The 25,616-nt window shown below is 71.5% G+C and carries 25 protein-coding genes; 14 read left to right on the top strand and 11 right to left on the bottom strand.

The window, feature by feature from the left end:
* Positions 1–62: 62 nt before the first annotated feature.
* Positions 63–920 carry an esterase/lipase family protein gene (locus tag HBO46_RS15960; RefSeq protein WP_166133454.1) on the top strand — a complete coding sequence of 286 codons (858 nt, stop codon included), beginning with the start codon at positions 63–65 and terminating at the stop codon, positions 918–920.
* On the opposite strand, the gene glpX is transcribed toward HBO46_RS15960, so the two are convergent.
* The 5 genes from glpX to HBO46_RS15935 are packed head-to-tail and all read right to left on the bottom strand — an operon-like array spanning position 885 to position 4,953.
* Positions 885–1,907 (bottom strand): class II fructose-bisphosphatase, encoded by a 1,023-nt coding sequence (glpX, locus tag HBO46_RS15955; protein WP_166133452.1) that lies wholly within the window; start codon positions 1,905–1,907, stop codon positions 885–887. The genes HBO46_RS15960 and glpX overlap by 36 nt on opposite strands.
* The gene (locus HBO46_RS15950) at positions 1,864–3,003 is read right to left on the bottom strand and encodes a sulfate/molybdate ABC transporter ATP-binding protein (protein ID WP_166133450.1); all 1,140 of its coding nucleotides are present in this window, start codon (positions 3,001–3,003) and stop codon (positions 1,864–1,866) included. Before HBO46_RS15950 ends, glpX begins: the two co-directional genes overlap by 44 nt.
* Entirely contained in the window at positions 3,000–3,788 is a 789-nt protein-coding gene (locus HBO46_RS15945) for an ABC transporter permease (RefSeq protein ID WP_166133448.1), read from the bottom strand. The genes HBO46_RS15950 and HBO46_RS15945 overlap by 4 nt, the downstream gene beginning before the upstream one ends.
* 8 nt (positions 3,789–3,796) lie before the next feature.
* Positions 3,797–4,561, bottom strand: a complete 765-nt coding sequence (modA, locus tag HBO46_RS15940) for a molybdate ABC transporter substrate-binding protein (RefSeq protein ID WP_166133446.1) — start codon at positions 4,559–4,561, stop codon at positions 3,797–3,799.
* Positions 4,558–4,953 (bottom strand): TOBE domain-containing protein, encoded by a 396-nt coding sequence (locus tag HBO46_RS15935; protein WP_166133444.1) that lies wholly within the window; start codon positions 4,951–4,953, stop codon positions 4,558–4,560. Before HBO46_RS15935 ends, modA begins: the two co-directional genes overlap by 4 nt.
* A gap of 124 nt (positions 4,954–5,077) precedes the next feature.
* Between HBO46_RS15935 and HBO46_RS15930 the strand changes: the two genes are divergently transcribed.
* Positions 5,078–5,740 (top strand): DUF4245 domain-containing protein, encoded by a 663-nt coding sequence (locus HBO46_RS15930; protein ID WP_166133442.1) that lies wholly within the window; start codon positions 5,078–5,080, stop codon positions 5,738–5,740.
* A gap of 4 nt (positions 5,741–5,744) precedes the next feature.
* Here HBO46_RS15930 and HBO46_RS15925 read toward each other — a convergent pair whose 3' ends face one another.
* Together HBO46_RS15925 and xseA are read right to left on the bottom strand one after the other, a co-directional pair.
* Complete coding sequence (locus tag HBO46_RS15925; RefSeq protein ID WP_166133440.1) at positions 5,745–5,978, bottom strand: exodeoxyribonuclease VII small subunit; 234 nt, start codon at positions 5,976–5,978, stop codon at positions 5,745–5,747.
* Positions 5,962–7,212, bottom strand: coding sequence for an exodeoxyribonuclease VII large subunit (gene xseA / locus HBO46_RS15920; protein WP_166133438.1), 1,251 nt, complete (start codon positions 7,210–7,212; stop codon positions 5,962–5,964). The genes HBO46_RS15925 and xseA overlap by 17 nt, the downstream gene beginning before the upstream one ends.
* Positions 7,213–7,257: 45 nt before the next feature.
* Here xseA and HBO46_RS15915 point away from each other — a divergent pair, with 45 nt between their 5' ends.
* Positions 7,258–8,265 (top strand): 4-hydroxy-3-methylbut-2-enyl diphosphate reductase, encoded by a 1,008-nt coding sequence (locus tag HBO46_RS15915; protein ID WP_166133436.1) that lies wholly within the window; start codon positions 7,258–7,260, stop codon positions 8,263–8,265.
* 7 nt (positions 8,266–8,272) lie between these two features.
* The gene (locus tag HBO46_RS15910; RefSeq protein ID WP_166133434.1) at positions 8,273–8,899 is read left to right on the top strand and encodes an L-threonylcarbamoyladenylate synthase; all 627 of its coding nucleotides are present in this window, start codon (positions 8,273–8,275) and stop codon (positions 8,897–8,899) included.
* Here HBO46_RS15910 and HBO46_RS15905 read toward each other — a convergent pair.
* The 3 genes from HBO46_RS15905 to HBO46_RS15895 all read right to left on the bottom strand — a co-directional run bounded on the left by HBO46_RS15905 (position 8,856) and on the right by HBO46_RS15895 (position 11,245).
* On the bottom strand, positions 8,856–9,308 hold the full coding sequence (locus HBO46_RS15905; protein WP_166133431.1) for a DUF6542 domain-containing protein: 453 nt from the start codon (positions 9,306–9,308) through the stop codon (positions 8,856–8,858). The two genes, HBO46_RS15910 and HBO46_RS15905, sit on opposite strands and share 44 nt — an antisense overlap.
* A gap of 28 nt (positions 9,309–9,336) precedes the next feature.
* Positions 9,337–10,401, bottom strand: a complete 1,065-nt coding sequence (locus HBO46_RS15900) for a DNA recombination protein RmuC (RefSeq protein WP_166133429.1) — start codon at positions 10,399–10,401, stop codon at positions 9,337–9,339.
* Between the two features lie 67 nt (positions 10,402–10,468).
* Entirely contained in the window at positions 10,469–11,245 is a 777-nt protein-coding gene (locus tag HBO46_RS15895) for an exodeoxyribonuclease III (protein ID WP_166133427.1), read from the bottom strand.
* A gap of 74 nt (positions 11,246–11,319) precedes the next feature.
* Here HBO46_RS15895 and HBO46_RS15890 point away from each other — a divergent pair, with 74 nt between their 5' ends.
* From HBO46_RS15890 to ychF, 3 genes are read left to right on the top strand one after another with little or no spacing between them, the layout of a single operon-like run.
* Positions 11,320–12,150 (top strand): SDR family NAD(P)-dependent oxidoreductase, encoded by an 831-nt coding sequence (locus HBO46_RS15890; protein ID WP_166133425.1) that lies wholly within the window; start codon positions 11,320–11,322, stop codon positions 12,148–12,150.
* Between the two features lie 5 nt (positions 12,151–12,155).
* Positions 12,156–12,914 carry a CDP-alcohol phosphatidyltransferase family protein gene (locus tag HBO46_RS15885; RefSeq protein ID WP_224769152.1) on the top strand — a complete coding sequence of 253 codons (759 nt, stop codon included), beginning with the start codon at positions 12,156–12,158 and terminating at the stop codon, positions 12,912–12,914.
* A gap of 11 nt (positions 12,915–12,925) precedes the next feature.
* The gene (gene ychF / locus HBO46_RS15880) at positions 12,926–13,999 is read left to right on the top strand and encodes a redox-regulated ATPase YchF (protein ID WP_166133421.1); all 1,074 of its coding nucleotides are present in this window, start codon (positions 12,926–12,928) and stop codon (positions 13,997–13,999) included.
* Between the two features lie 42 nt (positions 14,000–14,041).
* Here the strand turns inward: ychF and HBO46_RS15875 are convergent, their stop codons facing one another.
* A complete protein-coding gene (locus HBO46_RS15875) occupies positions 14,042–15,181 on the bottom strand; it encodes a tyrosine-type recombinase/integrase (protein WP_224769151.1) in 1,140 nt (379 codons plus the stop codon).
* A 216-nt stretch (positions 15,182–15,397) separates the two neighbouring features.
* On the opposite strand from HBO46_RS15875, the gene HBO46_RS15870 reads away from it, so the two are divergent.
* The 7 genes from HBO46_RS15870 to HBO46_RS15840 all read left to right on the top strand — a co-directional run bounded on the left by HBO46_RS15870 (position 15,398) and on the right by HBO46_RS15840 (position 25,555).
* Positions 15,398–15,844, top strand: coding sequence for a hypothetical protein (locus tag HBO46_RS15870; protein ID WP_191480161.1), 447 nt, complete (start codon positions 15,398–15,400; stop codon positions 15,842–15,844).
* Positions 15,845–16,253: 409 nt separating this feature from the next.
* Complete coding sequence (locus tag HBO46_RS15865) at positions 16,254–17,399, top strand: hypothetical protein (protein ID WP_166133417.1); 1,146 nt, start codon at positions 16,254–16,256, stop codon at positions 17,397–17,399.
* Between the two features lie 124 nt (positions 17,400–17,523).
* Entirely contained in the window at positions 17,524–18,087 is a 564-nt protein-coding gene (locus tag HBO46_RS15860) for a hypothetical protein (protein ID WP_166133415.1), read from the top strand.
* A 481-nt stretch (positions 18,088–18,568) separates the two neighbouring features.
* Positions 18,569–19,090, top strand: coding sequence for a SigE family RNA polymerase sigma factor (locus HBO46_RS15855; protein ID WP_166133413.1), 522 nt, complete (start codon positions 18,569–18,571; stop codon positions 19,088–19,090).
* Positions 19,087–20,268: an SMP-30/gluconolactonase/LRE family protein gene (locus HBO46_RS15850; protein ID WP_166133411.1), complete on the top strand. Its 1,182-nt coding sequence runs from the start codon at positions 19,087–19,089 to the stop codon at positions 20,266–20,268. Before HBO46_RS15855 ends, HBO46_RS15850 begins: the two co-directional genes overlap by 4 nt.
* Positions 20,269–21,001: 733 nt before the next feature.
* Complete coding sequence (locus tag HBO46_RS15845) at positions 21,002–22,009, top strand: Kelch repeat-containing protein (RefSeq protein WP_166133409.1); 1,008 nt, start codon at positions 21,002–21,004, stop codon at positions 22,007–22,009.
* A 240-nt stretch (positions 22,010–22,249) separates the two neighbouring features.
* Positions 22,250–25,555, top strand: a complete 3,306-nt coding sequence (locus HBO46_RS15840; protein WP_166133407.1) for an Ig-like domain repeat protein — start codon at positions 22,250–22,252, stop codon at positions 25,553–25,555.
* The last annotated feature ends 61 nt before the right edge of the window (positions 25,556–25,616 follow it).

Below are 25,616 nucleotides of genomic sequence, written 5' to 3'. Positions count from 1 at the left end.
GCCGGTCCACGCCCGGAGTCCGAAGCGCCGGTGCGCGAGCGGTGTGCGGGGTACCTTCCGGTGTGACCAGTTCCACACTCGGCGCGTTCCTGCTGCCCGACGGCTATGCGCGCCTGGCGCCGCGCGCGGTGCTGCGCGAGAGCAGCCTGCTGCTCGAGGCCACCCGCTACGCCCACAGCCGGGTGGGGGACCGGCGGGTCCGCCGCGCCACGCCGTACGCCTCGCGGGTGACGCTGCGCGAGGCCGACCCGGTGCTGCTGGTGCCGGGCTTCCTCGCCGGGGACCTGTCACTGCGCCCGCTGGGGCGCGCGCTGCGCGCGCACGGGCTGCGCACCTACCGCTCCCAGATCCGGGCCAACGTCGGGTGCACGCTCGACGCCGCCGCCGAGCTCGAGGCGCGCCTGGAGTCGATCGCCCAGCGCCGGGGGAGCCGGGTGCAGCTCGTGGGCCACAGCCTGGGCGGGATGCTGGCGCGCGGGATCGCCGTACGACGCCCCGACCTGGTGTCCAGCATCGTCACGATGGGCAGTCCGATGCTGGCGCCGGGGGCCCACCACCCGTCGCTGAGTGCGGCCGCGGAGGCGCTCGTGCGCCTGAGCCGCGCCGGGTTGTCCGGCCTGATGGCCGAGGAGTGCCTGGCGGGGGCGTGCGCGCGGCGCAGCTTCGAGGAGAGCCGGGAGCCGGTGCCGCCCGGGATCGGCTTCACCGCGATCTACAGCAGGCGCGACGGGATCGTGGACTGGCGGGCCTGCGTGGACCCGCTGGCCGAGGCGGTCGAGGTGACCGCCTCGCACATCGGGATGGTGCTCGACCCGCGGGTCATTGCCCACGTGGTCGCGGCGGTCCGGCCGCGGGACGTGCCCGCCGGCCGGACCGGCCTCGCCTCAGTGGTCGAAGTCGATCGCGGAGAAAGCGCGTAGCTTCTCCAGGCGGTGCTCGGAGGTGATGGTGCGGATCGTGCCGCTGCGCGAGCGCATCACCAGCGACTGGGTGCTCGCGCCGCCGGCGCGGTAGCGCACGCCGCGCAGCAGCTCGCCGTCGGTGATGCCGGTGGCCACGAAGAAGCAGTCGTCGCCGGTGACCAGGTCGTCGGTGCCGAGCACGAAGTCCGGGTCGAGGTTGTGGCCCGCGTCGAGGGCGCGCTGGCGCTCCTCGTCGTCCTGGGGCCACAGGCGGGCCTGGATGACGCCGCCCATGCTCTTCATCGCGCAGGCGGCGATGATGCCCTCGGGGGTGCCGCCGACGCCGAGCAGCAGGTCGATGCCGGTCTCGGGGCGGGCGGCCATGATGGCGCCGGCCACGTCGCCGTCGCTGATGAACTTGATGCGGGCGCCGGCGGCGCGGATCTCGTCGGCGAGCTCGGCGTGGCGGGGGCGGTCGAGCAGCACGACGGTGATGTCCTCGGGCTGCGAGCCCTTCGCCTTGGCCACCCGGCGGATGTTCTCGGCCGCGGGCAGGCGGATGTCGACGACGTCGGCGGCCTCGGGGCCGGCCACCAGCTTCTCCATGTAGAACACCGCGGAGGGGTCGTACATCGAGCCGCGCGGGGCCACGGCGAGCACGGCGACCGCGTTGCTCATGCCCTTGGCGGTCAGGGTGGTGCCGTCGATCGGGTCGACCGCCACGTCGCACTCGGGGCCGGTGCCGTCGCCGACGGTCTCGCCGTTGTAGAGCATCGGGGCGTTGTCCTTCTCGCCCTCGCCGATCACGACGGTGCCGTTCATGCCGATCGTGGAGATCATCACGCGCATCGCGTTCACCGCGACGCCGTCGGCGCCGTTCTTGTCACCCCTGCCGACCCAGCGGCCTGCGGCCATGGCGGCCGCCTCGGTGACCCGCACCAGCTCCAGGGCGAGGTTGCGGTCAGGGGACTGGGGGTCGACGCTCAGGGTGTCCGGCTCCGTCATGCTCGAACCCTATCGGTCCGGTCGGGTTCGCTGACGCGAGGTAGACCGAGACCTCCGTCGCCTTGACCGTGAAGGTCGCCCGGGAGCCCGGCACGAGGTCCAGATCGGGTACGGCGCGGGTCGTCACGTCGGCGGCGAGCGCCCCCGCCCGCACCCGCACGACGCCACCGACGGGCTCGAGCTCGGTGACGGTGACGTCGAAGACGTTGCGCGGGCTGCCGCCGGGGGCGTGGTCGAACACCGACACCGCCTCGGGGCGGAACACCGCGACCACGTCCTGGCCGGGGGCGGGCTGCGGGCCGACGACGCTGCCGTGGACGAGGCGGCCGTCGGGGGTGCGGACGCCGTCCTCCCAGCGCCCGGCGAGCAGGTTGAGCCCGGCGACGCGGGCCGCGAACGCGCTGCGGGGGCGGGTGAGCACGTCGCCGGTCGGGCCGTCCTCGACCACGCGCCCGGCCTCCAGCACGACCACCCGGTCGGCGAGCAGCAGCGCGTCGAGGACGTCGTGGGTGACCAGCACGGTGCTGCGCTCGGCGAGGACGCGACGCAGCACCTGGCGCAGCGCGGGGGCCACCGAGACGTCGAGCGCGGCCATCGGCTCGTCGAGCAGCAGCAGCTCGGGCTCGGCCGCGAGGGCGCGGGCCACCGCCACCCGCTGCGCCTGTCCTCCGGAGAGCGAGGCGGGACGCCGCGGGGCGAGGTCCTCGACGCCGACCTCGCCCAGCCAGTGGCGTGCCAGCTCGCGTGCCTGGCGGCGCCCGGCGCCCGCGCTGCGTGGGCCGAAGGCGACGTTGTCGAGCACGTCGAGGTGGGGGAAGAGCAGCGGGTCCTGCGACAGCAGCGCCACCCGGCGCCGGTGCGGGGCGAGCCAGGTGTCGGGTCCGCTGACCTCCCGCCCGCCGATGCTCACCCGGCCCCGGTCGGGGCGCAGGAGTCCGGCGATGGTGGCCAGCAGCGTCGACTTGCCGGCGCCGTTGGGTCCGAGCACGGCGAGGGTCTCGCCCGGAGCCAGGGACAGGGCCACCTCGACGTCACGCTCGTCGAGGCGGACGTCGATCTCGAGGGCGCTGCGGGCGGCCGTGGGCGCGGCGCTCATCGCGGCACCCGACCCTGCCGGGTGGCGCCGATGACCGCGATCGCCACGACGACCAGCAGGAGCGAGAGCGCCACCGCGCCGTCCGGATCGCTCTCGCGCAGCAGGTAGACCTCCAGCGGCAGGGTGCGGGTCACGCCCTCCAGGCTCCCGGCGAAGGTGATGGTCGCCCCGAACTCCCCGAGGGCCCGCGCGAAGGCCAGCACCGCGCCGGACACCAGGCCGGGCAGGGTCAGCGGCAGCGTGACGCGGCGGAACACCGTCGTGGGGGACGCTCCCAGCGAGGCGGCCACCACGTCGTACCGCTCCCCGGCGGTGCGCAGCGAGCCCTCCAGGCTGAGCACCAGGAACGGCAGCGCGACGAAGGTCTGGGCGAGCACCACCGCGGCGGTGGTGAACGCCACCTGGATGCCGAGCACCTCCAGGCTCTCCCCGAGCAGGCCGCGGCGCCCGAAGGTGTAGAGCAGCGCGATGCCGCCGACCACCGGCGGCAGCACCAGCGGCAGCAGCACCAGCGAGCGCAGCACCGCCTGGCCGCGGAACGACGTGCGCGCCAGCACCATCGCCAGGGGTACGCCGAGCAGCACGCACAGCACGGTGCTGGTGGCCGACGTGCGCAGGCTGAGCCACAGGGCCTCCTGCGCAGAGGCGCCGGTGACCAGGGCCGGGAAGTCGGTCCAGGGCACCCGCAGCACCATCGCCACCAGCGGCAGCAGCACCAGGGTGGCGCCGAGGGCGGCAGGGACGAAGAGCCAGCGGGGCAGGCCGACGGCGCGGACGTGGGTCATCGGCGGCCTCAGCGCGGCGGGCCGAAGCCGGCCCGCTCCAGTGCTCGCTGGCCGGTCTCGCCGAGGAGGAGGTCGACGAGCTCGGCGGCGAGGGCGTCCTCGCGGGCGTCGGCGAGCACGGTGACCGGGTAGTCGTTGACCGCCCGCGCGGCCTCGGGGACCGCGACCTCCTCGACCCGGTCGCCGGCGGCGAGGACGTCGGTGACGTAGACCAGCCCGGCGTCGGCCTCGCCGGAGGCGACCTTGCCGAGCACGTCGGTGACCGACTGCTCCTCGCTGTCGGGGGCCAGTCGGACGCCGGCGACGTCGGCCAGGCGCCGCGCCGCGGCCCCGCACGGGACCTGCGGCGCGCACACGACGACGGAGAGGTCCTCGCGGGCGAGGTCGGCGAGACCGGTGACGCCCGCCGGGTTGCCGGGCGGGACCGCGATGCTCAGCGTGTTGGTCGCGAAGACCTGCGGCTCGCCCGCGGCGAGGCCCTCGGCGACCAGCCGGTCCATCGTGGCGGTGTCGGCGGTGGCCAGCACGTCCGCGCGGGCACCCTCGCCGAGCTGGGCGACCAGGTCCGAGGAGCCTGCGTAGCTCACGACGACCTCGACCCCGTCGTGGCTGCGCTCGAAGTCCTCGACGAGCTCGTCCAGGGGAGCCTGCAGCGACGCCGCGGCGTACACCGTGAGGGTGGGGGAGTCGTCGGCGTCGCCGCAGGCGGCGGTGCCGGTGAGCAGGGCAAGGGTGGCGAGCAGCGCCGCGGCTCGGGTCCGCGCGGTGCTCACGGCCGCTCCACGACCACGTTGGTGGACTTCACCGAGGCGATCGCGCGGGCCCCGGGGACCAGGCCCAGCTCCTCGGCGGCCTCGGTGCTCATCAAGGAGACCATCCGGTAGCGCCCGCAGATCATCTCGACCTGCGCCATCACGGTGTCCTTCACGACCCGGGTGACGATGCCGTCGAGGCGGTTGCGCGCGCTCACGGAGGAGGCGCGGGTGCGGTCGCGGTCGGGCTGGTCGGCGAGCGACTCGGCGAGCGCGGCCAGGTCGGCGCCGGCGATCACTGTGCGCCCCGAGGCGACGGAGGTCGGGACCCGGCCGGCCTCCGCCCAGCGGCGCATGGTGTCGTCACTCACGCCCAGCAGGTCGGCGGCTTCCGCAATCCGGTAGGTCGTCACTCGGGCATCATGCCGCAGATGCGGGAATCAAGCACCCCATCTGCCGCAGGTGCGGGAGTGGGATGGTGGTCGGTACGGCGGGGCGGGCGAGTCGGCTGATGGCGGCACCTGTGAGGATGTGCGCGTGAGCGAGCAGGGCGGAACAGGGCAGGCCGGAGGCCAGGGCGGACCGAACCCGGGCGGATCGGGCCGGCGCTACCAGACCTCGATGGCTGGCATGGTCGGCGCGATGCTGGTGCTGCTGGTGGCGATCGGCGGGTTCATGCTGCTGCGCAGCGTGACCACCGACGCGCCGGAGGTCGAGGTCGAGGCCGTCGACTACCTCAGCGCGGTCCGCGACCAGCAGCGCATCGACCGCCGGGTCGTCTATCCCCGCACCCTGCCGGAGGGCTGGAAGGCGACCTCCATCGACTACGTCCCCGGTCGGCAGCCGGCCTGGGGCATCGGCATGCTCACCGACGAGGGCAAGTTCGTCGGCGTGCGCCAGCAGGACGAGTCGGCCGACGTGCTGCTCGACCAGTTCGTCGACGAGGACACCACCACCGAGGAGTCCCTCGTGACGCCGGGCGCGATCGCCCCGGAGTGGGACGGCTACTCCGACGAGGGCGGCGACACCGCGTTCGCCGCGGAGGTCGGCAACGAGACCATCTTGGTCTTCGGCTCCGCCGACGCCGAGGACCTCGCGACCCTGGTGGACCTGCTCACCTTCGCCCCGGTCGACATCACCGACCCGGGGGCCGCGACCTGGAGCCCGGACCCGGGCAGCCCCTCGTCCTCACCCCGCTGAGGGGTCAGTCCCGCTCGTCCTCGGAGGCGATCGCGGCGTCGAGGCGCTCCCGGGCGCCGTCGAGCCACTCCTGGCACCACCGGGCGAGCTGCTCGCCGCGCTCCCACAGCGCCAGCGACTCCTCGAGGGTGGAGCCGCCCTGCTCGAGGCGGCGGACCACGTCGATGAGCTCCTCGCGCGCCTGCTCGTAGGAGGGGCGCTGCTCGGCGGTCCCGGTCGTGTCAGTCTTCGTGGCCATCGGGGTCCTCCGGGAGGTCGGGTCGGATGTCGGTGGTGGTGGCGTGGATGCGGCCGTCGGCCACGCGCACGCTGAGGGCCTCGCCCGCCGCGACGTCGGCGACCGAGGTGACGACGTGTCCCTCGCTGTCCTGGAGCACGGCGTAGCCGCGCCGCAGCGTCTCCAGCGGCGAGAGGGCGCGGGCGCGGGCCCGCTGGTGGCCGATGTCGTCGGCCGCGCGGTCGAGCAGGTGGGACAGGGTGCGGCGGGTGCGATCGCGCAGCGCGAGCACCTCCTGGCCCCGGGCGTCGAGCAGCGAGCGGGGGTCGGCGAGCGCGGGGCGCGAGCGCAGCGCGTCGAGGCCGGCCTGCTCCCGGGCGACCAGCGCATGGACGCCGGCGCGGAGCCGGTCACGGGCGCGCTCGATCCCGCGCAGCTCCTCCACGACGTCGGGCACGACGAGCTTGGCCGCGTCGGTGGGCGTGGAGGCGCGGACGTCGGCGACCAGGTCGAGCAGCGGGCTGTCGGGCTCGTGGCCGATGGCGGAGACCACCGGGGTGCGGACCTTGGCGACCGCGCGGACCAGGCCCTCGTCGGAGAACGGCAGCAGGTCCTCCACCGAGCCGCCGCCGCGGGCGATGACGATGACCTCGACGGCCGGGTCGCGGTCGAGGCGCTCGAGCCCCTCGATCACCTCGTTGGTGGCGCGGGGGCCCTGCATCGCGGCGTACGCGACCTCGAAGCGGACGGCGGGCCAGCGGCGGCGGGCGTTCTCGAGGACGTCGCGCTCGGCGGCGCTGTTGGGCGCGGTGACCAGCCCGACGCAGCCGGGCAGGAACGGCAGCGGGCGCTTGAGCTCGGCGGCGAAGAGCCCCTCGGCGGCCAGCAGCTGGCGGCGGCGCTCGAGGCGGGCCAGCAGCTCGCCGAGTCCGACCATCCGGATCGTGCGGGCCTGCAGCGAGAGGGTGCCGCGGTTGGCGTAGTACGACGGCTTGGCGTGCACGACCACGCTCGCGCCCTCGACCAGTGGCGGGTTGAGCCCGTCGATGTAGGTGCGCGAGGCGGTGACCGTGATCGAGATGTCGGCGACCGTGTCGCGCAGCGTGAGGAAGACCGTGGCCATCCCGGGGCGGCGGTTGAGCTGGGCCACCTGGCCCTCGACCCACACCGGGCCGAGCCGGTCGACCCAGCCGGAGATCGCGTTGGCGATCTGCCGCACGGGCGCCGGCGACTCCAGCGAGGTATCCAGGGCCATGGGCGCGAGATTAGGGGATGGCACCGACGTCCCTAGACTGACGTCATGACTACCCACGTGGGCATGCCGCCGGTCCTGAGCGCCGAGGAGGCCGAGAAGGCCGTCCTCCTGGCGGCGCCGCGTGGCTACTGCGCGGGCGTCGACCGCGCGGTGGTCACGGTCGAGGAGGCACTGGGCCTCTACGGCGCTCCGGTGTACGTGCGCAAGCAGATCGTCCACAACAAGCACGTCGTCTCCGACCTGGAGGCGCGCGGCGCGATCTTCGTCGAGGAGCTCGACGAGGTCCCGGCCGGCGCCACGGTGGTGTTCTCGGCCCACGGCGTGTCGCCCGCGGTGCACGCCCAGGCCGCCGAGCGCGAGCTGAAGACGATCGACGCGACCTGCCCGCTGGTGACCAAGGTCCACCACGAGGCCAAGCGCTTCGCCGCCGACGACTACGACATCCTGCTGATCGGCCACGCCGGGCACGAGGAGGTCGAGGGCACCGCCGGGGAGGCGCCCGAGCACATCCAGCTCGTGGAGGGCCCCCAGGACGTCGCCGGCATCACCGTCCGTGACCCGAAGCGGGTGGCCTGGCTCTCCCAGACGACGCTCTCGGTCGACGAGACCCTCGAGACCGTGGCCGCGATCCGCGAGCGCTTCCCCGACCTGCTCGACCCGCCGAGCGACGACATCTGCTACGCCACCCAGAACCGCCAGCTGGCGGTGAAGGAGATCGCGCCGCAGTCGGACCTGCTGATCGTGGTCGGCTCGGGCAACTCCTCCAACTCGGTGCGCCTGGTCGAGGTCGCTCTCGAGGCGGGCGCGCGGGCGTCGTACCGCGTCGACGACGCCTCGGAGATCGAGGAGTCCTGGCTCGAGGGGGTGCGCTCGGTGAGCGTGACCAGTGGCGCCAGCGTGCCCGAGGAGCTGGTGCAGGGCGTGCTGTCCTTCCTCGCCGAGCGGGGCTTCCCCGAGGCGCGCGCCGTGCACAGCGCCGAGGAGTCGCTGATCTTCTCCCTGCCCAAGGAGCTGCGGCGCGACCTGAAGGCCGCCGCGGCGGCGAAGGGCTGATCCGCCGATGGCGCGCTACGTCGACCTGCACCCGGACAACCCGCAGCGGCGGCTGATCACCAAGATCGCCGACGCGATGCGCGACGATGACGCGCTGGTGGCCTATCCGACCGACTCGGGCTACGCCCTGGGCTGCCGGGTGGGCAACCGCGACGGACGCGACCGGATCCTGCGCATCCGCGGCCTCGACGACCGCCACCACTTCACGCTGATGTGCAGCGACTTCTCCCAGCTCGGCCAGCTGGTCAAGATCGACAACTCGGCGTTCCGCGCGATCCGCGCCGCCACGCCGGGGCCCTACACGTTCATCCTCCCGGGGATGCCCGACGTGCCGCGGCGCCTGCTGCACCCGAAGAAGAAGACGGTCGGCGTGCGGATCCCCGACCACGTCATCGCCCAGGCGCTGCTCGAGGAGCTCGGGGAGCCGATGCTGTCCAGCACGCTGATCCTGCCCGGCGAGACCGAGCCGCGCACGATGGGCTGGGGCGTCAAGGAGGACCTCGACCACGACGTCGACATCGTGATCGAGGCGGGGGAGACCCCCGCGGAGCCGACGACCGTCGTGGACTTCTCCGACGGCCCGCCCGAGGTCATCCGCCGTGGTGCGGGCGATCCGTCGCGCTTCGAGGGCTGATCAGGGGCTTGCCCTGCACCTGGACCCGGTGCCGGATGGCGAGCACGCCGAGGGCCAGGGCGTAGCCGACCACCAGGGCGAGGCTGTGCCCGGACAGCCCGGTCACGACCGCCTGGACGAACCCGTCCTCGGGGTGCGCGATCGTCTCCCGGGTGGTGGTCGCGAGCATCGCGAAGACGCCGAGCATCAGCAGCGGCGGCAGCACCCCGACGGTGAAGAAGTCGGCCATCCGCACCAGCAGCGCGGCGGCCACGCAGGCGGAGACGAACACGACGTCGGTGAACCAGGCGACGTCGCCTCCGATGCGCAGCTCGAGCACGACGGCGCTGAGGGTGATCGCGACGGCGAGGGCGGCGACTTGCAGGCCGGGATCGTTGCCCTGCTCCCACAGGGTCCGGGGACGGCTCACGCGCACCTCCTCGATGCTGGCCTGGTCGCTACAGCGCCACCGTAGGGTCCTCGGCGTCCGACTCGCCCGCGGCGCGCCGGGGAACCGCGCGCAGCTCGACGGTGCGGGGGCCGGGCAGCTCGTCGTCGGTGACCGAGAGGTCGGAGAAGCGGCGGGCCGCGACCAGCACCCGCGACTCCATCGAGGCGACGGTGGAGTTGTAGTGCCCGACTGCGGCGTTGAGGGAGCGCCCGACCGCGTCGAGGTGGCCGCTCATGGTGCCGAGGCGGGCGTGCAGCTCGCGACCGAGCTGGTGGATCTCGCGGGCCTGCTCGGCGATCGCCTCGTGGGTCCAGCCCTGCGCCACGGTGCGCAGCAGCGCGATCAGCGTCGTCGGCGTGGCCAGCACGATCTGGCGGGTCGCGGCGTGCTCGAGCAGGGAGTTGTCGGTCTCGAGCGCGGCGGCGAGGAACGACTCGGCTGGCACGAACAGCACCACGAACTCCGGGGTCTGGGGCAGCGAGCGCCAGTAGGCCTTCGCGGAGAGGGCGTCGACGTGGGTGCGCAGCTGGCGGGCGTGGCGCAGCAGGTGGGCCGCGCGCTCCTCGTCGTCGCTGGAGCCGGTGGCGTCGAGGTAGGCGTCGAGCGGGACCTTGGCGTCGACGACCACCTGACGGCCCCCGACGAGCTGGACGACGAGGTCGGGGCGCAGCGCGCCGTCCTCGAGGCGCACCTGCTCGGAGAAGTCGCAGCGATCGACGAGCCCGGCCAGCTCGACGGCCCGGCGCAGGTGCATCTCGCCCCACCGGCCGCGCACCTGCGGCTTGCGCAGCGCCGTGGACAGGGTGCGGGTCTCCTGGCGCAGGGTGTCGGTGGTGTGGCGCATGTCGTCGACCTGCTGGGCGAACTGTCCCTGCCACACCGCGCGGGCGTGCTCGAGGGCCTGCATCTGGTCGCTGAGCCGGTCGAGGCCCTGCATCACCTCGGCCTGGTCGACCATGCCCTGCCCCAGCGCCTCGACGTGCGCGGGGCGCGAGCGCGCCCAGAGCACCCCGAGGAGCACGCCGAGACCCAGTCCGAGGGCCAGCGCCAGGAAGATCGTCACCGTCTGCATGGCCCCAGCATGGCCGCCCCCACCGACAACCTCGCCGAGTCGGCGCCCATGGCGCCGTAGGGCGGCCTCAGTCGAGGTCGACGACGACCGGGGCGTGGTCGGAGGCGCCGGTGCCGGCGCGCTCCTCGCGGTCGATGAAGGCGTGGGTGACCCGCTTCGCCAGCGAGGGCGAGCCGAGCACGAAGTCGATGCGCAGGCCGCGGTTGCGCTCGAAGCGCTGGCGGAAGTAGTCCCAGTAGGTGTAGACCTCCGGGCCCGGCGTGTGCGGTCGTACGACGTCGACGTAGCCGTCGTCGATGAAGCGCTGGAACGCCGCGCGCTCCGGCGGGGTGACGTGCGTGGACCGCGCGAACTGCTTGATGTCGAACACGTCCTCATCGAGCGGGGCGATGTTCCAGTCGCCGACCAGCGCGGTGTCGCCGTCACGCCACTCCAGGGCCGCCTCGCGCAGCCGCGCCAGCCAGTCCAGCTTGTAGACGTAGTGCGGGTCGTCGGGCTTGCGGCCGTTGGGGACGTACAGGCTCCACACGCGTACGCCGCCGCACGTCGCGCCGATCGCGCGGGCCTCCGGGGCGACCGGGTCGCCGTACCCGGGCATGCCCTCGAAGCCGACCTGCACGTCCTCGAGGCCGACGCGGCTGATGATCGCCACGCCGTTCCATTGGCTGGTGCCGGCGGCGGCGACCTCGTAGCCGCGGGCCTGCAGGCCCATCAGCGGCAGCTGGTCGACCTTGGCCTTGGTCTCCTGGAGCGCGAGGACGTCGACGTCGTGGCGCTCGAGGAAGGCCTCGACACGGTCGATGCGGGAGCGGAGGGAGTTGACGTTCCAGGTCGCGAGGCGCACGCCGGAAGCCTAAGCCGCTAGCCTTACGGCCCTGTCCTCGGACCACACGCAGCTCGACTCCAGGAGGTCCGGGAATGGACGCACCGCTCAACGGCCAGGTGGCCGTCGTCACCGGCGGGAGCCGTGGTCTCGGCCGCGCCATCGCGCAAGCGCTCGGGGAGGCCGGGGCGAGCATCGTCATCGGTGCGCTTCCCGGCGACGGCGTCGAGCAGGCCGTCGCAGAGCTGCGCCGCAGCGGGATCCGCGCGGAGGGCCGCGACACCGACGTCGCCGACCTCGCGCAGGTCGAGGCGCTGCGGGACGTGGCGATCATGCTGGGCGGTCTGGACATCTGGATCAACAACGCCGGCACGGGCAGCCCCTACGGCCCCACCCACCTGCTGGACCCCACCGACTTCGAGCGGGTCCTCGACGCCAACGTGCGCGGCGTCTTCCACGGCACCCGCACCGCCGTGCAGACGATGCTGGCGCAGGGGAGCGGCCAGGTCGTCAACGTCTGGGGCAAGGGGTCGGCCAAGCCGGTGCCGCTGCAGAACGCCTACGCCGCGTCGAAGGCGTGGAACCGGATGTTCACCCGGGCCGTGCGCCAGGAGGTGGCCGGCACCGGCGTACAGGTCCACGGCTTCGACCCCGGCCTGGTCCGCACCGCGATGCTGCGCCACGTCACCGTGATGCCGGGCATGGAGAAGCGGGTGCGGGCGCTGCCCGTGGTCGTCGGCCTGTGGGGCCAGGCCCCGGAGGTCGCGGCCCGACCGGTGCTGGAGCTGGTGACCGGCCAGCGCCGAGGCGACTACGAGGACCTGACGCCGCGCCGCGTCATCGGGCGCGGAGTGCGCTCGCTGGTGCGCGGCGACCTGCGCCGCAACCGCCGGATGTCGCTGGACGTCACCGTGCGTGGAGACTGATGCCCGTGAACACACTTGCCGGCTGGGCGGTCCACGCCTACACCGCGACCGGGGTCGTCCTGGCCCTGCTGATGGTCCACCTGTCCTACGAGGGCGAGGTCACCGCGGTCCTCTGGCTGTTCCTGGTCGCGATGGTCATCGACGGCACCGACGGCTTCCTCGCGCGCCGCTTCCGGGTCAAGGAGGTGGTGCCCCAGATCGACGGGGCGCTGCTGGACAACATCGTCGACTACCTGACCTACGCCTTCGCACCGATGGCGCTGCTGTGGTCGACCGGTCGGCTCCCCGACGGGGTGGGCGGCGCGGTGGTGGCCGTCATCCCGCTCGTGGCGGCGAGCTACCAGTTCTGCCGCAGCGACGCGAAGACCGACGACCACTTCTTCCTCGGCTTCCCGTCGTACTGGAACATCGTCGCCTTCTACGTGCTCGTGCTCGACCTCGACGTCGCCATGACGACGCTGCTGCTGATGGTGCTGGCGGTCTTGAGCTTCGTGCCGGTGAAGTACGTCTACCCCTCGCGCACCGCGACGCTGTGGGGGCTGAACATGACCCTGGCGTCGGCGTGGCTCGTGGTGTTCGCGCTGATCACCTGGCAGATGCCCGACCCGCCGGTGTCGCTGGTGCTGGTGTCGCTGGTCTACCCGGCGGTCTACCTCGCCGAGAGCCTGTGGCTGACCGCGCGGCACGCCCGGGGCAGCCATGAGGACGACGTGACGGGTCTCGAGGACCTGCACGATTCGGAAGGCATCGCCGCACGCCCGTAGACTCGCGGCCCGTGGCTCTCACCATCGGAATCGTCGGTCTCCCCAACGCGGGCAAGTCCACCCTCTTCAACGCGCTCACCAAGAACGACGTCCTCGCGGCGAACTACCCGTTCGCGACGATCGAGCCCAACGTCGGTGTCGTGGGGGTGCCCGACGCGCGGCTGGCCAAGCTCGCCGAGATCTTCGGATCCGAGAAGATCCTCCCGGCGACGGTCGAGTTCGTCGACATCGCCGGCATCGTGCGCGGCGCCTCACAGGGCGAGGGTCTGGGCAACAAGTTCCTGGCCCACATCCGTGAGTCCTCGGCGATCTGCCAGGTCACCCGCGTCTTCCGCGACGACGACGTCACCCATGTCGGCGGCGAGGTCAACCCGGGCAACGACATCTCCACGATCCAGACCGAGCTGATCCTGGCCGACCTGGAGACTGTCGAGAAGTCGATCACCCGCCTGGAGAAGGAGTCGCGCAAGGTCAAGGACCTGGTCGCGAACCTCGAGGCCGCCAAGGAGGCCAAGGAGGCGCTCGAGGCCGGTACGCCGATCATCGCCACCTCGATCGACCGCGAGCTGCTGCGCGAGCTCTCCCTGCTGACGGCCAAGCCGTTCATCTACGTCTTCAACTGCGACGCCGACGAGCTCGGCGACGAGGACCTCAAGGCGAAGATGCGCGAGCTGGTCGCGCCCGCCGAGGCGATCTTCCTGGACGCGAAGTTCGAGTCCGAGCTGATCGAGCTCGACGACGAGGAGGCCACCGAGTTCCTCGCCGAGGCCGGCGTCACCGAGCCCGGCCTGGAGGTGCTGGCCCGCGTCGGCTTCGACACCCTCGGCCTGCAGACCTACCTGACCGCCGGGCCCAAGGAGACGCGCGCCTGGACGATCAAGAAGGGCGCCACCGCGCCCGAGGCGGCCGGTGTCATCCACACCGACTTCCAGAAGGGCTTCATCAAGGCCGAGATCGTCTCCTTCGACGACCTCGTCGCCGCGGGCACCATGGCCAAGGCCAAGGAGGCCGGCAAGGTCCGCATGGAGGGCAAGGACTACGTCATGGCCGACGGTGACGTGGTGGAGTTCCGCTTCAACGTCTGACCGATCACTGTCTGCCCAGGTCAGAGGCGGTTTGCACGGTTTTCAGGGCCGCTCTGCCCTCACTGTGCCCTCACCAGAACCAGCGACTTCGCTGAACAGGTACGCCGCGGCGTCCCTCACGCGGTCCTCTGCAGAGGGCCACAGGTGGGCGTAGGTGGTCAGTGTGGTGGTCGACTTCGCGTGCCCGAGAGCGCGCTGCACGGCCACCACGTCGCAGCCCGCGGCGATCAGCCCGGAGGCGTAGAAGTGCCGCAGGTCGTGCAGGCGGACACCCGCAACCCCGGCCCGTTCCAGGGTGGTGCGCCACCGGTAGCCGACGGTGTTCTGGTGCGGCGGGACGTCCTCGACCTCGGCGAACAGCCAGTCGTAGGCCAGCCCCAGCGCGACGTGCTCGGAGAGCATCTCCAGCAGCGCGTCGGGGACGTGGACGGTGCGCTCGGAGTTGTACTTCGGCAGCCGGATCTCGACCGCGCCGTCGAGGCGCTGGACCTGCCGTCGCACGTGCACCTGGCGGCGCAGGAAGTCGACGTCGCCGACCTGCAGGGCGGTCGCCTCACCGAGCCGCAGGCCGGCGAACGCACACAACCCCACGAAGGCGCGGAAGCGCGGCGCTGAGGCCTCGAGGATCGCCCGGACGACCTTGGGGGTGGGGATCGTCATCGCCGCCTCCCGCTTGCGCAGCCGGGGGAGACGGACCTGGCCGGTCGGGTCGACGGCGATCATGCCGTCGCGCACCGCCGCGCGGAACACGGTCCGGACATTGACGAACCGGGTCTTGACCGTGCCCGGAGTGAGCGGACGCGCCCGGGTGGCGGTGGGCACGGTCATCGACTTCACCCACGCCTCGACGTGGCTGGGCCGGATCAGGCGCAGGTCCAGCTCCGCGAAGGTCGTGGACTGGGCGGCCAGCGACATCGCCTTGCGGGTCCCGTCGGTCCACAGCTGGTCGCGCCCCCAGGCCTCGAAGTAGGCCAGGAAGGAGACCTTGCCGGCCTCCGGGTCGACCCAGCGGCCCCGGTCCAGGGCGTCGAGCTGCTGGCGGCGCCACCGCACGGCGTCGACCTGCTTGTCGAAGGATCGTTCGTGCTGGCGACCCGTCTCGGGGTTGCGGTAGCGCGCCCGCCAGGAGTCGCCGCGCCGGCTGACGCCCTCAGGCATCGGGAACCCCGGACTGCTGCTCACGTGGACGCTCCTTGGGTCGGTTGTTTCGCCCGACCGTCAACGCCGAACCGAGGCAGGCAACCCCCGCCGGCGCTGCGACGGGCGTGGGTGCGGCGAGGAGGTGCGGGCAGTTCGGAGGGCCTGTCGGGCCGGCGAACTCCGCAGCGATAGGTACGACGCCGTCCTCGGGGCGTGTGTCGACTGCCCCCAAGGCGGTGTAGATGTCCTTGGTGGGTCGTGGTGGTGGCGAAGCCCGGCTCATGGGCTGCGCCGTACGCCGCCGGCACGACGTTCAAGTTCAACGGCTGGCAGATCCGCCTTGACCCCGCCCAGGTAGGCATCACCGCCCCTGACATCGTCGGGGACGAGCCCGCCCCCGCGGGGCACACCTTCGTATTGGTACCGATGACGTCCACGCGTGCCGCGCTGGGAAGTGAGGAGCCCGTCTTGGGCCTCAACCTCGCGTTCGTCGGTGGCAACGGCGTCGTCTACACGTCGTTCCCGGTGGTCGACGGTCAGGAGTACTGGTGCCCTGGAGCGGACGACGACTGGATCAATGGTCCTGAGCTGTACCAAGGCGGGACCGCGTCGGTCTCGGCTTGCAGGCTCGTTGCGTCCGACGCGATCAGCGGCGGGCGGTGGCGCCTGCGCGGCGACGCCGGCGAGGTGTTCGTCCGGCCCTGATGCGCCCAGCGGCGGAAGTCGAGCACGTGGCACCGCCATTGACGGGCTCGAAGAATCCGCGTCTACTGATCCCCCTCCGACTTGTTCGGCGCACGCCGCACGCCGCTGGGGACGAAACGACCGAGTTGGGTAGCTGGCTGAATACCCGGATCAGCGTATGACGAAGGCCCACGTCCGGTGTGAACCTACAAATCAATACTTCTCGGAGAGAGATTTCCATAACATAAATGGATGTGATGGACCATGGTTCACGCCCGCAAACACACGATTGCAGACTTCTTTGGCGGCGGCTGCGGTCGCTGCTCTGGTCGGGAGCTTCGTCTCTCTCGTTCCGCAAGCAGGGGCCGTAGATGCGGCGCCCCTCGCTATCGCCGGGAGTCTTCCGGACTCCGGCGTCGACCGTGTCGCGGTGTACGTCGACCGGGAAGTCATGGGCGGGTCCAAGGCCGCGGCGCCGATCCACTGGTTGCCGGACTCGAGCATCACCGTGGACGGTGACACCTACTCAGTGCACATCGCTCCCGAGACGCTGCCGGACAACACCCTCACCGAGGACGGCTTAGCGACTCTTCAAGTCGTCACGTTCGACCAGGCGGGAAATGCTCAGGGCGCGGGCACAGGCTCGGTGCGGGCCGTCCTCGCCAGCGATGGGACGATGCAGTGGGTAGACCCGCTTGCACCCACCGTGGCCGTGACATCGAAGGCTCTCCGCAGTGCGAAGGTTCAGCCGTTCTCCATCGGTGAGGACATCGCCATGCTCAGCACCCAGGCTGCGGAAGATCAAGAACCAGTAGCTCTCGACGTGGCTGAGGTGGGGGACGGGTCCACGCTCGTTGACGACGAGACCGATGGGACAGGAGACGACGGTCTTGGCGATCCGGTCAGCGTCCCCGAGCGGGCCGTGGCTGGCACTCCGGACCAGGTGGTCTGCTACGGCGCCTACACCGGTCGGACGCGTAAGCGGACGGCCACGATCGGTACCGGCTATCCCATCGGCGGCGATGGGTCCCGGATGGCCCACAGGGTGAAGTCGACGGACTCGTTCGTCGCAAGCTTCGGAGTGGCGGCTGCTACCGCAGGATCCGGTTGGGACTTCGGGACCTCCGGGGCAGCGACCACCTCTCGCAGCTCGGGGTTCGACTGGACTATGAAGACGTACGCCCGTAGCTACCGGGTCGGCGTGGAGTACACGAAGGTGTTCTCCTACTTCACCCAGAAGCCCTGCGACGAACCCGACGTCGTCTACTGGAGGCCGACGGGCTATACCGGTAAGGCTGGCGAGAACACCAGTGGCGTGACCCGTCCCGATTGGGGCAAGTGCGTGAGATTCACCAGCGATGGTAATTGGCACCGGGAACTCGCCGGCGCGAACTCCTACACGTACTCGGCTGGCGTGAAGTTCAAGGGCATCATTGGGATCGACCTGAGCTCAACGCGGGCATACAACGAAGAGGCGCGTCTGACATACAGCATCACTGCCGGCCGGTGGCTGTGTGGCAACAACGACATCCCGGACAGGGCCGGGAAAGTCATGGAGCGTCTCAGGAATGCCTAATCCGCGGGTAATCATTCGCCGGCGACTCAGGGGCGCAGCGGTCTCCGCTGCGCTCCTGGGTGTCGTCGCTGCTACAACCTCGTGTTCGAGTCAGGAGTCCGAAGGAGCTACGACCGAGAGGCCCGTGCATGTTGACGGCAGCGGACCGCTGTCGGCAAGCAGCAGCGTCGGCGGCAAGTCGCTCTTCAGCCCCCCTGGTAATCAACCGTGGGCCGCCAGCTGGGGCACCTTCCTTCTCTGCTCTACCGAGGAAGACATCGACATCGTCTTGGAAGACGTCCGGTTCACAGCGCCCGTCGAACCTCTCGAGGTCTCGGCTTGGATTCGTACAGTGACCCGGGCGGACTTCGCGCGGGGAACCGCCCGGGTCAAAGACTCTTACTACCCGTTTGCCATGGGCGCAGGCAGCCCTCCCAATTTCGATGAGCCCTACGTGAAGGTGCCACTGCGCGGGTCCTTCGAAGAGGGGGTCTCCGGTGTACCCGTCAGCCACAGTTGCGGCAGCCAACCCATCGAGTTCGGCTTCGAGGAGCTGGTGGTCACCCTCACGGCCGACCGAGGTGGCGCGCAGGTGTCCGACCTGTACGTCGACTACCAGGCCGACGGCGCCCCGATGACGCTGCACATCCAGCAGCTCTTGACTGCCTGCGGGCCCGACATTGCGGACTTTGACGAGGAGTGCACCTAACTGGGTGTGTCCCTATTGCGGCATCCTCGTGGGCCCCGGCAGCCCGAACCGCCAACCTGAAGACGTTCCCTGGTCGCAGCTCAGCGCGTCAAGGCGTCACGCCAGGCTGTGGCGGTTTCTGGTTCGTAGCAGCGGCTGAACCCGCAGCCCCAGGCGATGGGGAAGTTTGGGCGGGGAAGCGCCCATCTGGCCTCATCGCTCACGAGTAGCCGCGAACCGATGCCATAGGCGTCCCCCGCTGCCGGGCATCTTCGCCAGGCGCGAGCGTTCGAGGCGGCCGGGAGCGACCTCGACGCACCAGGCGTGCCGGATGGGGCGGAGGACCGGCTGCTTGTCGTCCCACCGGACAAGTCACTTCCGCATCTGTCCGCATGCCTTCCCTCGTCAGGGCCGGTAGCGAGATCGGCCCGTGAGCCACCCAACCAGCGAAACGCCCGAGGCGTTTACTAGAAGTGAGGTGGGCTGGCGAACGGAGGCGGCCATGAGCGCGGAGGACCACGCTGTCGACTTCGTGGAGTTCGTCTCCGCTCGCGGATCGGCCCTGTACCGCCTCGCCTTCCTGTTGACGGCCTCTACCCCTGCTGCCGAAGACCTGCTGCAGACCTCGCTCGAAAAGTGCTTCGCTCGCTGGGAGAAGGTCAGCCGGATGGACGCGCCCGAGGCCTACGTACGGAGGGTCATGGTCAACACCCTGGTGTCCCACCGCCGCAGCCTCTCCTGGCGACGTGAGGTGCTGCGAGCCGAGGTCCCGGGCCTGATCGTGGAGCCGGCCCAGGACGCGGTCCTGGATCATGCCCAGCTCTGGCCGCTGGTGTGCGCGCTCCCCGAGGGGCAGCGGGCCGTCATCGTGCTGCGCTACTACGAGGACCAGTCACCGATCGAGACCGCCGAGATCTTGGGCTGCGCCGTCGGAACCGTCAAGTCACAGACGTCTGACGCGATGCGAGCGTTGCGTCGCGGCATCTCGGCGATGCGCAGCCAGGAAGTCGGGGTGGAGACATGAGCCTCGAGGAGCAGCTTCGGGCCGCGCTCCGCACGGAGGCCCAGTCGCGCGAGACGCCGGAGGTCGATGTCTCCGCGGTCATGGACGGCGGGGTCAGGCGGCGCCGTCACGATGTTCACCGACGGGCCGCGGGCGCGGCGGCCCTGTCTCTGGTCGTCGCCGCAGCTGGCGTCGCTTCCTTGTCCATGCGGTCCAGCACCACCATCCCCGCAACCGACGACGACGTCCCTGCCGAGGTGTCTGAGCTGCCGATGGGGTCGCCCCCTCAGGTGCCGCACTGTTCGGACGACGGGACCAGGATCGTGGGTGCAGGAGCGCCGATCGCGTCGGCGTGCATGACCATGACCAGTCACGCCGGCACGACGATCGGGTGGGACGGCGACGCCGTGTACCGCGTTGCCGATGGGCGGCTCGATCCGCTCAGCACTCGCGCCCAGAGCAGCTGGGCCCCGGCTCTGAGCCACGACGGACGGTTCGCAGCGTGGGTGACGGACAGTCCGGAGCCTGCCCTGCTGGTGTACGACGTCCAGACCTCGCGTCGGCTGGCCGACGTGCCGATGCGCACCTCGTCGGGTTGGACAGCCGGGATCGACGCCCTCGGGAGGGTGTACTTCCTCGAGTACCAACCCCGCGCGCCCATCTGGATGTACGACATCGCGACCCGGCGTCTCGCCCGGGTCCGAGAAGCCCCGGAACACGGATCTCCCGGCATCCGCTTCGTGTCCTTCGACGGCTTCGGGCTCGAGCGGGCGCCGTTCAACGAAGACCAGGTCACCGGCCGTTCCGCGTGGGGCTCCGTCGACGTCCAAGGCCGTTACCAGAGCCGCGGAGAGATCGCGGTCGGCTGGTCGTCCTGGTCGCCGGACTTCTCGCACCTGGTGCAGGAGACAGCCGAGGGTTTCTGGGTGCAAGCCGCTGACGACCTCGACCGTCACGTCACGCTCAAGTTGCCTGAGGTGGGGCTGCCCACGACGAACCCGACCTGGGAGACGGCGACGACTCTCCTCGTGACTTTCTACCCCCGTGCGACCTGGGACTCCATGCTTGACGACCTCAGCCAGGGCGCCATCTCCGCGGACGAGACATACCTGCTTCGTTGCTTCACCACGACCGGTGACTGCGAGGTGGCTCTCGAGCCCGGGTACGGCGGCGAGATGACCGCCCCCATGTATCGATGAGGGCCTTCCACGGCCGAGCGATCGTTGGACGGTCACGACGTCGCACCCGGCGGCGACGTCGCCCCACGTCCTCCGGCGCGGGAATCGACCTGGCGACGCCGGTGCCACGGTCGCGGGCCAGGCATATGCCGTCGGTCGGGCGGAGCCGATCACCCAGCGGCCACTGACATCAGACGTACGCGAGGTGATCCCTGCTGTTCGCGTGGCGGGCCGGAGAGGTCGTCCAGCGCGACCAGTTGGAGGCAGCAGCGGGGAGGGGTGTGCGGGTCACGGTCACGGTCTCGCTGACCACGACGTGCGCAACATCCTGATGGTGATGCCCGGGGATGCCGGCCAACTGCATGACCAGCGGAGAGCGGCCGAGGTCGCGGCGCGAATCGAGGGAACCCACGAGGGGGCGCGTCCAGGCGCGGAGCACTCCGATGCGACCGGAGCAGCGTGAGCAAGAGGTGCCGTGGAACCAAGATCGACGCCTCGACGTCGGAACCGCATGTCACCACGTGTTCTCTCTGTGACGCTCGCCGTCGGCCTGAGTGTCGTCACCTTCGCAGGGTGCGGGGCGGCGCCCGGCGGCCCGGGACCTGATGGGGCACGAGGCTCCGGAGGCGTCTCGCCGGAAGCGGCCGGTGGCGAGTTCGGGGCCGGCAGGTGGACACGCCTGCCCGACAGTCCGCTCTCACCCCGAGAGGCACCCGCGACCGCGCACGTCCCCACCGACGACGGGAACCTGGCCGTGTTCGTCGGCGGCTACACCGGGCCGCCGTGCCCACCGAACGCCGACTGCGTCATCCCGAAGCACACCACCGCCTCCGACGGCGCCGCGTACAACATCGACAGCGGCACCTGGCAGCCCATCGCGGACGCGCCCCGCCCCGTCGCCGCGTACTCATCGACCGCGGTCATCGACGACACGCTGTACGTCCTCACCAACGACCACGTGCTCGCCTGGGACGCGGAGCAGGACACGTGGACCGAGCTCGACCCTCCGACGAAGCCGCAGGGGGTGAACCTGGTCGCTGACACCCACGCTGGGCGATCGCGCCTGGTGCTCGCAGCCGGGAGCGATGAGAACGGTATCCGAGCTGACCAGGTCTACGACCCCGTCGATGACACCTGGTCGCAGCTGCCGGCCAACCCGCTGCGGCCCTCCTTCGACCGCGCCCTCATCTCGACATCCAGCGGGTTGGTCCTGACCGCCAAGCCCATCGGCCCAGACGGCGGGCCCGAAGACCCCGCCCTCGTCCACGCCGCCGTCCTCCCGGCCGGCGCATCGACGTGGCGGCCGGTCCCCTCCAGCGGCGACCAGCTTGGCGGGTGGACCTGGACCTGGACGGGCCGGCGACTCATCGACCCCACGCCCGGAGGCGCCGATGGCGGACAGGTCAACAACTTCGGGCGCACCATCCCCTACGGCGGCGCTCTCGACCCCGCCACCGGCGAGTGGCAGTCCCTGAAGGATGCGCCGCGGGAGTTCACCGGGGGCTGGGCCGTCGAGGCACTCGGTGGCAGGCACAACGCCGTCCAGGGATGGATCTACGACGACGGCGACGGCGGGCAAGGCAGCAGCTGGACCCGGCTTGCCCAACCCGACGGCGCTCCCGCCGAACCCGGCCGCGCGGTATGGGTCGGTGACGTCGTGATCGTGTCCGGCGGCGCTGATTGGGGCGGCCCGGACAAGCCCGCTGAGCGGACCCCCGAGAACGTGTGGTCAACCGGCACATGGGCTTACCGGGCTGAGTGACGACAGCGGGTCGGAGGCAACACGCGCGTCCAGCTGGGCTGCTTCGCACTCGCCGTCCTGGCCGCCGCCTTCGCACTCACCCGACGCACGATCACCGACGTCCGGCTCGCGGGCGCTCAAGTGCGGCGGGACGGATGCCGACATCGGGGATGTGTCCGCGGCCGCGGATGCTCCGTAGTGCCCCGGGGGTCCACCATGTTCCGCAGCCGAGCTCTCTCACTCGCACTGGGCCTTGCCCTCGTGCTCGGTGGAACGGCCACGACCACGCTGGTCGCCGCGCCGGTGGCGCAGGCGGAGCCTCCGGAGGCGCCGACAGGACTGACCCCGGGCGCGGGCGCCGGCGTGGACGGGCTGGTCGACCTCGCCTGGGACCGGGTCCCCGGCGCGACGAGGTACGACGTCCAGATCTCGGCCGCGGCCGACTTCGACAAGACCATCGAATCGGTGAGCGGCACCGTCAACCATCGTTCGGTGCCGACCGTGCAGCTGCCGGAGGGCGAGCTGTGGTGGCGGGTACGCGCGACCGGTGCCGCCGGTCAGAGCACCTGGGCCACCGAGTCGTTCCGGGTCGACGGCTTGGCGGCGCCGGACCCGATCCGCCCCGCCGCGGGCGCCGTGATCCAGCCACCGGTCGACACGCCCCGGTTCGCCTGGGAGCCCGTCGCCGGAGCCACCGACTACACCGTGCAGGTCAGCGCGGACCCCGAGTTCACCGACCCCGCCCTGATCACCGCGAACACCCAGCGCACCACCGCCGCGGTGCTCACCGGCTACCAGGTCGCGGGCACCTACTACTGGCGGGTGCGGGGGAGCCTGGGGGCCAACCGTGCCACCCGGTGGTCGGAGCCGCGCCAGTACGAGGTCAGGGGCCTGGAGCCGGCCGTGCTCACCGCGCCCGCCGACAGCTTCGACAAGCCGGTCCGCGACGTCGTCCTCGACTGGGAGCCGGTGGCCGGCGCGGTGAGCTACCAGCTCCAGGTCAGCACCGACGACGACTTCAAGACCTTCGTCGTGAACGCGACCGGCATCGTCGGCACCCGCTATTCCCCGGCCGGGACCCTCAACAACGACGAGTACTACTGGCGGGTGCGGCCGGTAGTGGACACGAGCGGCAACCTCGCACCCTGGCCGTCGACGCCGTGGAGGTTCCGCCGCGCCTGGCCCGACCAGCCCCAGGCGGTCTACCCGCGAGGCGCCGTCGAGCCCGGGATCCCGCTCTTCTTCGAGTGGACGGCGATCGAGCGCGCCAGCAAGTACACCCTGTTCGTCTACGGCGCCGACGGAAAGCCCGTGTGCAACGTGTCGACCGTGCACACCACGGTGGCCAACGAGTGCGCGCTGACCAAGCCCGGCACCTACTCCTGGCTCGTCCGGGCCACCGACGAGGGCGGCGCCAACCCGGTCACCGACGTGCTCGCCCAGGAGCTCGTCACGTTCGACTACGACCCGGCCGCGCCGATCGCGCCGGGACAGCCCGCCGGGGCCGCGATGAGCGGAACCGCGGCGTACGGCGTCGCCGGTGCGCGGCAGGAGGTCTGCGCTGCGGTGCTGCCCGCCACCTGCGTCGACCTGCGGCAGACGCCCGTGCTGACCTGGCCCGCCGTCGAAGGGGCGACCGCATACCGGCTGCACCTGTCGCACGACCGTGAGCTCACCAACCTCGTCTCTGGCTTCCGCGACATCAGGGTCACCTCGCCGATGTGGACACCCACGAAGACGCTGCCGGACAGCCAGGCGGGCTCGGCGTACTTCTGGGTGGTCGACCCGTGCTTCACGACCTGTCCCGACGGGCTGGTCCGCTACCCCGAGAACTCCTTCGCGAAGAAGTCCGTGGCACCCAGGCTGAGCGGCCCGGTGGGCGGCACCGTGGTGGCGGATGACGTCTCGCTGAGCTGGGGCTCGCTGCTGGACGCGGTGCGCCACCCGTCCGCCGCAACCGGCTCCTCGCTCATCACCCCTGCCGCGACCGAGGCCAAGTCCTACCAGATCCAGACCTCGATCGATCCGGCGTTCGGCACGAGGATCGACGACACCACCATCGACGAGCGCACCTACACCTCACCGGGGCAGACCTACCCCGAGGGGCCGGTCTACTGGCGGGTGCGCGCCAATGACGGCAGCGGGAACCCCACGGTGTGGAGCGAGACGGGGGAGTTCACCAAGCGCTCCGCGGTCCCGACCCTCACCTCGCCGGCCAACGGCGCCAGTCTCGGCTCCGACTACGCGCTGAGCTGGGAGCCGCTCCCGTTCGCGGCGAGCTATGAGGTCGAGGTGAACGTCGGTGCCACGAAGGTCGGCGGCTCGACCTCCTGGAAGCACGTCTCGTGGGCGCCGAGCGACCCGTTCCCGGCCAGTGCGAGCTACACCTGGCGGGTCCGTCGGATCGACGCGAAGGGGCGCAAGGGCGCGTGGAGCGAGCAGCGCTCGTTCACGATCGACGCCGTGGCGCTGTCCGCGATCGGACCGTCGCCGGGCGCCGTCGTCGCGCCCAGCGCGGGCTACTTCAGCTGGGAGCCCGATGCCCGGGCGACGAGCTACCGCTTCGAGCGACGCCAGCCCGGCGGCACCAGCCTCGCCGAGAACATCGCCACGAGGGCGACCGCCTGGGCCTCACGCGCGGCGATCCCCGCCGGGACCTGGGAGTGGCGGGTGGTCGCGCTCGACGCCAAGAACGCCGCGCTCGGGGCGTCCCCCTGGCGTACGTTCTCGGTGGTCGACCCGCCCGCCGAGGTGACGCCGGTGTCGATCTCCGGCAGCGGCCGGGTCGGGACCGAGCTGCGGGCCAGCGCCCCGACGTTCGATCCGGTGGTCGATGAGACGACGTACCAGTGGTACCGCGGCAGCTCGAAGATCGCGGACGCGACCGGGGAGACCTACACGGTCGCGTCGGCGGACCTCGGCAAGAAGATCACGGTGCGCGCCACCGGCACGCTGAGCGGCTACAAGCCGGCGACGTCGACCAGCAACGAGGTCACCGGCATCGCGGGCGCCGCCTTGGTCGCGGTGTACCCGCCCTCGATCAGCGGCCGGGGGAGTGTCGGGCAGACGCTCACCGCAGCAGCCGGCAGCTGGCCCGAAGGCGCCAAGGTGAGCTACCAGTGGCTCCGCGGCGGCGCTGTCATCCCCGGGGCCACCCGGACGACCTACCAGCTCGTCGCCGCGGACGCCGGCCGCTCGGTGGCCGTCGTCGAGACCGCGGCCGCCACCGGCCGCGAGGCGGGTACGGCGCGGAGCCGGGCGGTCACCGTCGCCAAGCTGGGCTCCACCACCACCCTGACGCTGAGCGCGACCACGACGACGGTCAAGAAGCGGGTGAGCGCCACCGCGACGGTCACCGTCGCCGGACTGTCGGCGCCCGGTGGCACCGTCACGTTCTACGACGGCAAGCGGAAGCTCTCCGCGATCAGCCTGGGCAAGGGCGCCAGCGCGGTGCTGCGCCTGCCCAAGCTGGCGAAGGGCAAGCACACCATCAAGGCGGTCTACAGCGGGGCGACGCAGACGAAGGGGTCCTCGCGTTCGACGCGTCTGAAGGTCACCAAGCGCTGAGGGGGGAGGCGGTGCGGGGGTCGCGGTGACGGTTCGCACCGGACCTCCGCGGCCCTGCCGC

This window comes from Nocardioides ochotonae, from assembly GCF_011420305.2.
GTDB classification, from domain to species: domain Bacteria; phylum Actinomycetota; class Actinomycetes; order Propionibacteriales; family Nocardioidaceae; genus Nocardioides; species Nocardioides ochotonae.
This window is presented reverse-complemented; position numbering and strand designations above follow the sequence as displayed.